This is a genomic window from Photobacterium sp. OFAV2-7 (assembly GCF_022347985.1).
In the GTDB taxonomy this organism is placed as follows: domain Bacteria; phylum Pseudomonadota; class Gammaproteobacteria; order Enterobacterales; family Vibrionaceae; genus Photobacterium.
The window spans coordinates 1-7,340 of record NZ_JAKRFQ010000167.1 but is presented as its reverse complement, the minus strand read 5'-3'; the positions used below and the strand labels follow the sequence as shown (position 1 = coordinate 7,340).

Annotated in this window: 7 protein-coding genes, 1 pseudogene and 1 riboswitch; of the genes and pseudogenes, 6 read left to right on the top strand and 2 right to left on the bottom strand. The window is 51.0% G+C overall.

From position 1 onward, the window contains the following. From MHN01_RS11015 to hisIE, 6 genes and pseudogenes are all read left to right on the top strand, one after another. Positions 1–333: pseudogene (locus tag MHN01_RS11015) on the top strand (histidinol-phosphate transaminase); the annotation flags it as partial. A 19-nt stretch (positions 334–352) separates the two neighbouring features. Next, positions 353–1,438: a bifunctional histidinol-phosphatase/imidazoleglycerol-phosphate dehydratase HisB gene (gene hisB / locus MHN01_RS11010; protein ID WP_370646491.1), complete on the top strand. Its 1,086-nt coding sequence runs from the start codon at positions 353–355 to the stop codon at positions 1,436–1,438. After that, positions 1,438–2,079: an imidazole glycerol phosphate synthase subunit HisH gene (gene hisH, locus MHN01_RS11005; RefSeq protein WP_239411394.1), complete on the top strand. Its 642-nt coding sequence runs from the start codon at positions 1,438–1,440 to the stop codon at positions 2,077–2,079. Before hisB ends, hisH begins: the two co-directional genes overlap by 1 nt. 42 nt (positions 2,080–2,121) lie before the next feature. Next, complete coding sequence (hisA, locus tag MHN01_RS11000; RefSeq protein ID WP_239411393.1) at positions 2,122–2,856, top strand: 1-(5-phosphoribosyl)-5-[(5-phosphoribosylamino)methylideneamino]imidazole-4-carboxamide isomerase; 735 nt, start codon at positions 2,122–2,124, stop codon at positions 2,854–2,856. 18 nt (positions 2,857–2,874) lie between these two features. Continuing rightward, positions 2,875–3,648: an imidazole glycerol phosphate synthase subunit HisF gene (hisF, locus tag MHN01_RS10995; protein WP_239411392.1), complete on the top strand. Its 774-nt coding sequence runs from the start codon at positions 2,875–2,877 to the stop codon at positions 3,646–3,648. Next, complete coding sequence (hisIE, locus tag MHN01_RS10990; RefSeq protein ID WP_239411391.1) at positions 3,645–4,271, top strand: bifunctional phosphoribosyl-AMP cyclohydrolase/phosphoribosyl-ATP diphosphatase HisIE; 627 nt, start codon at positions 3,645–3,647, stop codon at positions 4,269–4,271. Before hisF ends, hisIE begins: the two co-directional genes overlap by 4 nt. Before the next feature lie 118 nt (positions 4,272–4,389). On the opposite strand, the gene MHN01_RS10985 is transcribed toward hisIE, so the two are convergent. Next, on the bottom strand, positions 4,390–4,968 hold the full coding sequence (locus MHN01_RS10985) for a thymidine kinase (protein ID WP_075768332.1): 579 nt from the start codon (positions 4,966–4,968) through the stop codon (positions 4,390–4,392). Positions 4,969–5,133: 165 nt separating this feature from the next. Further along, positions 5,134–6,735 carry a Na+/H+ antiporter NhaC family protein gene (locus MHN01_RS10980; RefSeq protein ID WP_239411390.1) on the bottom strand — a complete coding sequence of 534 codons (1,602 nt, stop codon included), beginning with the start codon at positions 6,733–6,735 and terminating at the stop codon, positions 5,134–5,136. Positions 6,736–6,830: 95 nt separating this feature from the next. Further along, positions 6,831–7,014, bottom strand: a riboswitch (Lysine riboswitch). Positions 7,015–7,340 lie beyond the last annotated feature (326 nt).

The following is a 7,340-nucleotide window of genomic DNA, read 5'->3' as shown; positions in this document are numbered from 1 at the left end:
CCGGTCCCGGTTCCTGTCACTGACATTGCCGTACAGGCTCTCTCACCTGCCGGGCTGGCAAAGACCAAGTTCCAGGTACTCGATCTCAACGCCAACCGCGCCTATCTACAGGCCGGATTGAGCATGCTCGAAGGTGTCACTGTCTTCGACGGCTATGGCAACTACCTGTTGGTGAAATTCCCGGATGCAGACGCCCTGTTCGCAGCCTTGTGGGACCACGGCATTATTTTGCGTCGCTCCCCGATTGAAAACTGTATTCGCATCAGTATCGGCAACCGCGATGAATGTGAAAAGACGCTGGCATTTATCCGCGAGCAGCTGACCCAGAATTAAGCATTAAAGGAAGAACATTGTGAGCAAGGAAAAGATTTTATTTATTGATCGCGACGGCACCCTGATTGTCGAGCCGCCTGAAGATTTCCAGGTTGATCGCCTGGATAAACTCAAGCTTGAGCCTTTCGTGATCCCGGCGCTGCTTCAGCTTCAGGATGCGGGTTATACACTTGTTATGGTAACCAACCAAGACGGCTTGGGCACAGACAGCTACCCGCAACAAGACTTCGATGCGCCGCACAACATGATGATGGAAATCTTCGAGTCACAGGGCGTCAAATTCGATGATGTCCTGATCTGCCCGCATTTCGACGAAGACAACTGCAGCTGCCGCAAACCAAAGCTGGGCCTTGTTAAAGGATATCTGCAACAAGGACGTGTGGACTTCGCCACCTCGGCGGTTATCGGCGATCGCCAGACCGATCTGCAGCTCGCTGAGAATATGGCCATTCGCGGGATCCAGTACAATCCTAATCCCTTAAACGAGAAAAGCATGAACTGGCAACAGATCGTTAAAGATCTGACCACTAGCCCAAGGATCGCCGAGGTCGTTCGTACCACCAAGGAAACCGATATCCGGGTCAAGGTTAACCTTGATGAAACCGGCGGCAACAAGATCGAAACCGGCCTTGGCTTCTTCGATCACATGCTGGATCAAATTGCCACCCACGGCGGTTTCCGCATGGAGCTGACCGTCAAGGGAGACTTGCACATTGATGACCACCACAGCGTCGAAGATACCGCACTGGCGCTCGGACAAGCATTGAAAGATGCCTTGGGAGACAAACGCGGGATTGGCCGTTTTGGCTTCAGCCTGCCAATGGATGAATGCCTGGCACAGTGTGCGCTGGATCTGTCCGGCCGCCCGTTCCTGAAATTCGATGCCGATTTCGGTCGCGAGCAAGTGGGTGATCTGTCGACAGAGATGGTGTCGCACTTCTTCCGTTCACTCACCGATACCCTGGCCTGTACCCTGCACCTGTCTTCGACGGGTGAGAACGATCACCACATCGTTGAGAGCCTGTTCAAGGCGTTTGGCCGCACATTACGCCAGGCTATCCGGGTTGAAGGGACCGAACTACCGAGCAGTAAAGGAGTACTGTAATGGCCAGCGAGAACCAGAAAGTCGTCATTATTGATACAGGCTGCGCCAATGTCTCATCGGTCCGGTTTGCCATCGAGCGCCTTGGCTACATCGTCACCGTCAGCAAGGAACCAGACATCGTACTGGCGGCTGACAAGCTGTTTTTGCCGGGTGTCGACACCGCCAGCGAAGCGATGAACAACCTTGAGCAACGTGACCTGGTCGAGCTTGTCAAAAAGGTCGACAAACCCTTGCTGGGTATTTGCCTCGGTATGCAGCTACTGGGCGCCTTCTCTGAGGAGCAGGGCCAGAGCGGCACAGAGCTCGTTCCGTGCCTTGCGCTGTGCGATGCCCCGATCAAAAAGCTGGAAACCGGCGCGCTGCCGCTACCGCACATGGGCTGGAATACTGTCACTCCGGCAGAAGGACACCCGCTGTTTAAGGACATTCCAGCCGGTAGCTATTTCTATTTTGTTCACAGCTATGCGATGCCGGTTTCTGCCGCGGAAGCAGAGCAAGGCGGCTATACCATTGCCCGCTGTGAATATGGGCAGCCTTTTACGGCAGCAATACAGAGCGGGAACTACTATGGCGTACAGTTCCACCCGGAACGCTCCAGCAAAGCCGGTGCCCAGCTCATTAAAAACTTTTTAGAGATGTGACTTGTTAACTCAGCGAGCTAAAACACATCAAAAGGACTTAGGATGATTATTCCCGCACTTGATTTAATTAACGGCCAGGTTGTTCGCCTTTTTCAGGGCGACTACGGCCAAGTCACAGAATACAAAGTCGACCCTGCCGAGCAATTCAAGCTTTATAACCAGGCCGGGGCCGACTGGCTGCACCTGGTCGATCTAACCGGGGCAAAAGACACCTCGGCGCGTCAGCTGGATCTGATCAGCCAGTTGCTCGCCAGTACCCCTGCCAACATTCAGATTGGCGGCGGAGTGAGAACCGAAAAGGACGTCGCTGATCTGCTGGCAGCCGGCGCCCAGCGAGTGGTTATTGGTTCGACAGCGGTAAAACAGCCGGAGCTGGTCAAAGGCTGGATGGAAAAATATGGCCCGGAACATATTGTTCTGGCGCTCGACGTCAACATCGACGAAGACGGCAACCGCCATGTTGCCATTTCGGGCTGGCAGGAAGACTCAGGGGTCAGTATCGAAGCCCTGCTGGATGACTTCCTCACCGTCGGCCTCAAGCATGTACTGTGTACCGATATCTCCCGTGACGGCACACTGGCCGGGTCAAATGTCGAACTCTATGTCGATCTTTGTGCCCAGTATCCGCAGGTGCAGTTCCAGTCTTCGGGCGGCATCGGCGGCCTGAAAGATATCGAAGCCCTCAAGGGAAGTGGTGTGGCGGGCGTGATTGTCGGTCGTGCGCTACTCGACGGAAAGTTCAGCGCTGAAGAAGCTTTTCAGTGCTGGAACAGCTAACAGACAAGGAGTAACAGTATGCTAGCAAGACGAATCATTCCTTGTTTAGACGTCCGTGACGGACAGGTGGTAAAGGGCGTTCAGTTCCGCAACCACGAAATCATCGGTGACATTGTACCGCTTGCCAAGCGCTACGCCGAAGAAGGGGCTGACGAGCTGGTGTTCTATGATATCACCGCCTCAAGTGACGGCCGGGTGGTCGACAAAAGCTGGGTGGCCCGGGTAGCCGAGGTTATCGACATCCCGTTCTGTGTCGCCGGCGGCATTAAGTCAGCAGAAGATGCCAGCCGCATCCTGCAATTTGGCGCCGATAAAGTCTCTATCAACTCACCGGCTCTGGCCAACCCGGCGCTAATCACCGAACTGGCCGATAAATTTGGCGTGCAGTGCATCGTTGTCGGCATTGACTCCTACTTCGATGCCAATACCGGCAAGTATCAGGTGTACCAGTTTACCGGTGACGAGGCGCGTACCAAGGCGACCCAGTGGGAAACGCGCGACTGGGTACAGGAGGTGCAGCGACGCGGTGCCGGCGAGATTGTCCTGAACATGATGAATCAGGACGGCGTTCGCAACGGCTATGATCTGACTCAGCTTAATATGGTGCGTGAAGTGTGCCATGTCCCGCTTATCGCATCCGGTGGTGCCGGTGAAATGGTCCACTTTGCCGATGCCTTCAACAAGGCCAATGTAGACGGTGCCCTAGCCGCTTCTGTCTTCCACAAACAAGTCATCAATATCGGTGAACTTAAGCAGTATTTGAAACAACAGGACGTGGAGATCCGACTATGAGTCTAACAACAAGCATTAACTGGGAAAAAGTAGACGGACTGGTCCCCGCCATTGTTCAGGACAATACCAGCGGCCAGGTGCTGATGCTGGGGTATATGAATGACGAGGCTCTGAATAAAACCCTGGAAACCAAGCAGGTTACCTTCTGGTCACGTACCAAGAGCCGCCTGTGGACCAAGGGAGAAACCTCAGGCAACGTGCTGGAGCTAAAAAGCATCAAGCTAGACTGTGATCAGGATACCCTGCTGGTTAAGGTAAACCCTGTCGGCCCGACCTGCCACCTGGGTACCACCACCTGTTTTGACAGCGATAACACCATCGAAGGACAGGACGAGCAACCTGCCCTGGTGTTCCTTCATCAACTTGAACAAGTTCTGGCTGCTCGTAAAGATGCCGATCCTGACTCCTCCTACACCGCCAGCCTCTACGCCCGTGGTACCAAGCGCATTTCGCAAAAAGTGGGCGAAGAAGGCGTTGAAGTCGCGCTTGCGGCAACGTCGGGTGACAAGAAGGAGCTAGTCTGCGAGTCGGCAGATCTGATCTATCACCTGATCGTCTTGCTTCAGGACCAAGGACTCTCCTTGTCTGATGTCACGGCCAAGCTGCAAGAGCGCCATAAATAAGCCGGAGCTATAGATAACCGGAGCCCTATCGAGCAGGTTCCGTTAGCGGCGTAGAAATAACAAAGCCTGAGTCCATGACTCAGGCTTTTTCAAATCTACCGCCAGTTTCTTTAGGGAATTAGCGGCCAAGCGCTTCTTTATAATGCTTGCGGCAAACAGACACATACCGGTCATTACCGCCAATTTCAACCTGATCACCATCGGCAATCGCACGGCCGGTTTCATCCTGTCGGATCACCATATTGGCTTTTCGGCCACAGTGGCAAATAGTTTTCAACTCGACCAGCTTATCAGCCCATGACAGCAAGTATTTGCTTCCCTCGAACAGTTCACCACGGAAATCACTGCGAAGGCCGTAACACAAGACCGGAATATGCATTTTATCCACCACCTCGGTCAACTGATATACCTGCTCTTTGGTGAGGAACTGGCACTCATCAATTAATACACAGTCGATTTTATTCGTTGCATGAATATCCTGAAGCTTACAGTACAAATCATCCTTCGAATTAAACAGTTCAGCATCTTCCTGTAGCCCGATACGCGAGCTCACCTTGCCTTTGCCGTAGCGGTCATCGATAGCAGCGGTAAAGATTACCGGAGTCATTCCACGCTCACGATAGTTAAAAGATGACTGTAATAACGTCGTCGACTTACCCGCATTCATTGCCGAGTAATAGAAATACATCTGGGCCATAAGGCTCCCCGTCCAAGCGCAAAAAAACTGCCGAAATGCTACAGAAAACGACACCGAATTAAAAGCGTCAGAATCAATGAAAAGGTAACAAATACTGAGCGGAAGATAAGAAAAAAGCCTGCAATCACATTGCAGGCTTTTCATCAAAACAGAAGCTGGGATTTATTAGCTTTTCATATTAGCGGCCAGCGCTGAAGGGCGACGAGACAGCCACATCAGCAGCAGACAAACCAGAATAAAGGTAATAGTTGCTGCCATGAATGCCACAGCCATCGAGCTGGTCAAACCCAGCACCAGGAAGCCGACTGTCGATACCACCGCCACGGCTACAGCATATGGCAGCTGCGTTGCAACGTGGTCAATATGGTGACAGCGTGCACCGGTCGAAGACAGAATTGTCGTATCCGAGATTGGCGAACAGTGGTCACCAAACACCGAGCCGGCCAGTACTGCGCCTAGCATAGGCAGCATCAAGGCAATTTCAGTCGCCCCCGCCAAATCACCGGCGATTGGCAGCATAATACCGAATGTGCCCCAAGAGGTACCGGTCGAGAACGCCATCAGACCAGCCAACAGGAACAGGATTGCCGGAAGAAGCATCGGGTTGATATTACCCTGCACCAAGGTCGAGAGGTATTTACCCGTTGCCATATCGCTGATCACGCTACCGATACTCCAGGCAAATAACAAGATAAGGATGGCACCAAACATTGACTTCGCACCAATCCACATTGTACTGGCGACATCGGCCATTGGCAGACGCTGGCGCAATACTGGTACTAGCGCAGCCAGCAGACCAACAGTACCGCCGTATACCAGCGACATACCAACATCGGTATTTTCAAATGCGCCCAGAATATTAAAGGCAAGACCGTCGGCAGCCAGCGCCTGGTAACCGGTGAAAATCATAAAGAAGAAGGTCGCGAAGATCAGGGCAACAATTGGCATGATCAAATCGGATACACGGCCCTTGTCGCTTTCTTCAATTTCCAGCTCGTCATTCAGATCTTTTGCCTGGCTGTCATCATCGCCTTCGTCAAAGCCATGGCCATGGCTCGCCTGAAGTTCATGCTTCTTCATTGCACCGATATCCAGCTGGAACCAGGCCACAACAAATACCATTAATAGTGCAAAGACCGCATAGAAGTTCATTGGAGCAAGCTGAATAAATGCACTTAATGCTGAATATTCAGTAATGCCATGTGAAACCAGAATACCGCCAATTAGGGTAATAATATAAGCACCCCAGCTAGACGCCGGCATCAGCACACACATCGGAGCAGCCGTTGAGTCGAGAATATAGGCCAGTTTTGCACGCGACACATAAAAGCGATCAGTTACCGGGCGAGAAATCGAGCCGACTGCCAAGCTATTAAAATAGTCATCGACAAAAATGAATACACCCAGGAAAGCAGCCAGCAGCTTAGCACCACGTTTACTTTTAATTTTGGTCTGCGCCCACTCGGCAAACGCACGAGTACCGCCCGAGAGAGTCAATAATGCCGTCGTCATCCCCAGTAAAATAAGGAAGGCGACGATACTCATATTCCAGCTATTAATTGCTCCGTCATCAATGAAGAGTCCCTTCACTGTGCTGCCGACATATCCTGCCGTTGCTCCGAAGGAGAAATCAGTCAATAACAATGAGCCGAGAAGGACACCAACGCCTAATGAAATCAAAACGCGGCGAGTTAAAATCGCTAGACCTAACGCCACCAGCGGCGGTAGAAGCGAAATAGAAGAATGGGAAAAATCTACAATGTTCATGATCTCTATAACAACCGATCTTGGTTGGAGATCTACTGCTGAACACGACAATGTCGCGAGAAAAGAGCATAAGAAGAGGATGTTACCTTTTCCGACCCCACAGTAGCGCTCCATAGTTAATGTAATTATATACTATGGCAGTGTTGCCCCTATTCGGTGACAACCCCAGCAAGAAGGAGTGATAATCCTTACTTACTTCGGCATTGGCTCCTTTTGCAGATCATCATTGGAATCACCCTCCAACCTGCTACTTATAGACAATGCGCCTCTACCCTTAGTCAAGGAATGGCTAATTCTACGGGATAGCGATTTAATTTCCTGTTGGCCTAAAACTATTTTAAATAATAATAGCAGTCACAAATCAATAATTGCAATAATAATACTTTTAATACCCTGATGCCAAATAAAATATCCACTCTCTATTTGAATTTTTTCTAATTGGGTTCAAATAATCTCATTTGTAATAACATTTAATCCATGCTGTTAGTGCAATTAATCAGGAGAATAGTGGTATTGATCAGAATAATGAAGTGCGTGCTATTTCATATTGAGGCAATATAGAGGCTCGATAGTTGGTTGTTTTTTCGGCATGGAGGCAAGATTAT

What these genes read in the sequence shown, in the direction of transcription:
- hisIE (WP_239411391.1), top strand. Translation starts at nt 3,645, where the DNA reads ATGAGTCTAACAACAAGCATTAACTGGGAAAAAGTAGACGGACTGGTC.
- MHN01_RS10985 (WP_075768332.1), bottom strand. Translation starts at nt 4,968, where the DNA reads ATGGCCCAGATGTATTTCTATTACTCGGCAATGAATGCGGGTAAGTCG.
- hisA (WP_239411393.1), top strand. Translation starts at nt 2,122, where the DNA reads ATGATTATTCCCGCACTTGATTTAATTAACGGCCAGGTTGTTCGCCTT.
- MHN01_RS10980 (WP_239411390.1), bottom strand. Translation starts at nt 6,735, where the DNA reads ATGAACATTGTAGATTTTTCCCATTCTTCTATTTCGCTTCTACCGCCG.
- hisF (WP_239411392.1), top strand. Translation starts at nt 2,875, where the DNA reads ATGCTAGCAAGACGAATCATTCCTTGTTTAGACGTCCGTGACGGACAG.
- hisH (WP_239411394.1), top strand. Translation starts at nt 1,438, where the DNA reads ATGGCCAGCGAGAACCAGAAAGTCGTCATTATTGATACAGGCTGCGCC.